The 2,412-nt window shown below is 68.1% G+C and carries 3 protein-coding genes; all 3 read left to right on the plus strand.

All coding sequences use genetic code 11. The annotated features are described in order from the left end of the window. Window positions 1-92: 92 nt before the first annotated feature. The 3 genes from AWX74_RS38680 (at window position 93) to AWX74_RS38695 (ending at window position 2,365) form a co-directional block, all read left to right on the plus strand. Window positions 93-509, plus strand: coding sequence for a hypothetical protein (locus tag AWX74_RS38680; protein ID WP_091287468.1), 417 nt, complete (start codon window positions 93-95; stop codon window positions 507-509). Window positions 510-826: 317 nt separating this feature from the next. Then, window positions 827-1,549: a hypothetical protein gene (locus AWX74_RS38690; protein ID WP_091287470.1), complete on the plus strand. Its 723-nt coding sequence runs from the start codon at window positions 827-829 to the stop codon at window positions 1,547-1,549. A gap of 87 nt (window positions 1,550-1,636) precedes the next feature. After that, window positions 1,637-2,365: a hypothetical protein gene (locus AWX74_RS38695; protein ID WP_131799671.1), complete on the plus strand. Its 729-nt coding sequence runs from the start codon at window positions 1,637-1,639 to the stop codon at window positions 2,363-2,365. Window positions 2,366-2,412: the final 47 nt, after the last annotated feature.

Genomic DNA, 2,412 nt, shown 5'->3' on the forward strand with positions numbered 1-2,412 from the left:
GTGCCTGGCGCCCAGGTGCCGGGAAGGGACACCAGACCAGGCCGCCGCCGGGGCGGCCGGGCCCTCCCGGTCCAGCAACCGAGGAGCGCATCATGGCGATGACTGAGCCGCTGGACCGCCACGGGCTCATGAAGCTGCACGAGCAGGCCAACCAGACTGGATCCGCGTACGACCGCGACACGTTCGCGAAGGCCGCGCTCGCGCTGCTTCCCGAGATCCTTGGACAGCTCGACCAAGCACTCGCAGAAGCACGCGCGGCCGACGGCGCTGCCATCGGCCTCGCCGAGGATCTCGATGAGGTACGGGCCGAGCGGGACGCCCTCGCCGCCTACGCAAGCCAGTTCCGGGCGGAGAATGCCCGCCTTGCCAGCGGCCCGCACCCGGCCGAAATCTCCGCCGCCCTAATTGATTTTGGCCTGACCGACGCTACTGCCGGAGCCGACGAAATGCGTGCCACGCTGCAGAAGTTCCTCGACCGACGACAGGGCATTCGTCGTGACTCGAGATGACCGCCTCATCGCCTCGTCGGTCGACGAGGCGATGGATGTGCGAGAGGCCCACCGGCCTGCGGGCTATCTCGCTACGAGATCTTCGTCCCCCCAACAGCTCGACAGCCTGCAGCTCGTGGACGGTGAGCTGAGGTCTTGGCGCTTGTGCACGTCGACAACCTGCTCGCCCCGCACCTGGCACGCCGTGTCCATGCCGCCGCCCGGGCGCGCCGCACCGGCGGCACCACCTACCTCCACCATGGCTGTCCACCTCACCGCCCGTTACCAACCGGTGGGACCGACGTCGTGTCACCACATCACGTCGTACGGTGCCGAACATGACGGTTGAGGCGGGCAACGTCCGTAGTCGTGATCAAACGGCCCTGTGGGGGCTGGGGCTTGGCATCCTCCCGAAACTGCAGAACACACCAACGCGCCGGGACCCGGTCACCCGTTCCTACACCGAGGTCCTGCTGCGCCACTTGAGCGCCGACATCGTCCGACTGAGCGCGGCGGCTGATGTCTGCCGGAGGCGGCACCGGACCCGGCTCGCTGAAGGAGCCACCGGCAACCAGGTCGAGGCCTACGCCGTCGGCGCCGCACTTGCCGACCGCGCACTCCGTCTCCTGGCGGCTGCCGGCGCCGACCAGGACCAGGCCCGCGCCGTCCAGCTCCTCGACGCCCTGACCGCGGCAAAGTCCCACGGCTACTTGTCCCGTTGGACATGGCCCCCGCGCCGCTGGGATGCAGCCCTCGCTCACCAGTGGGTGACCCTGCTGTGGAACCAGGTCGAGAGGGACCTCCCCCCGATCCCCGTCGCCCCCGCCTCCAGCAACCCCACGTCCAACGAACGAGCAAAACGGCTGCGCATCGTCCCCGCTCCCGCCAGCCCTCGCCGGTGGCAGGCACAGCTCGATCTGATCCACGACAGCGGCGCTGCCTACGACGAGAGCGACCGGTGCTGGTACCTGACCCTGACCGAGGACCACGGCGCGCCCGGTACATTCGATGCCTTGTTCCGCGCCGCCGCCGATTTCCGCACCCACATCACTACGGAGTGACTTCGGGTCGTTTACGAGATCATCTAGCAGCCGTCAGTGGGCGGGTTCCGATCCGCTCGTCTGTCGTAGCGGGTGCCGGCTGGGCTGTTGACGTCGTCTCCCGCGCGGTGCCTGGCGACCACTCCACATACTCTCTTTCAGAAGGTAATCATGGCGGGTTTGAGGCGGGTTGATCGGCAACTCTGGGCTGTTGCTGGTCGCTACCGGCGTCGGCGCCGGATCATCGTCATCAGCCTTCCGGGTCTGCTGCTGCTATCGATGTTGGCACTGATCGTGCAGGCCTTCCAAGCCGCGGGTGACACCCGGCAGGCGTGGCTCGACGCCGGGGCCGTCTGCTCCCTCGCCGCGGGCGGGATCACCTGGGCGATACACACCCAGCGGGGACAGTGGCTCCTGGACCGAATGCCGGTCGCAGCGCCGTCCAGTCGGCTGGCGCACCATGTCCTGCGCCTGCACTCGATCATGAACGATCGGGACATCGACGGGTGGCACCGGATACGGGAGACCATGCGAACTGCCGCCGCCATCGAGCAGGCTGTACGCCAGCTACATCCATCCGAGAGCACCATTCCCGAGATCGCGGGCAGCGATCTGGCCGAGAGCTCCCGGCACACCGCCCGCGACGCCGCCCACCAGCTTGACGCCTGGCTCCAATCGATCCTGGCTGCTCTCAAGGACCAGGATGCAGATGATCGCGACGAAGGCGGTATCAACGAGAAGGGCAGCGGCACAGGACCGGCGGGACCTTCGTCCGAGACCATGCTGGCGCTGACCCGACTGACCGTCCTACCTCCCCAGCATCAGTTAGGTGAATAGGCCGCCCCGGCCTCGCGGGCTTCGCCCGGAGCGCGGCTGCGCCGCGG

Origin of the sequence: Parafrankia irregularis, from assembly GCF_001536285.1 — a bacterium.
GTDB classification, from domain to species: Bacteria; Actinomycetota; Actinomycetes; order Frankiales; family Frankiaceae; genus Parafrankia; species Parafrankia irregularis.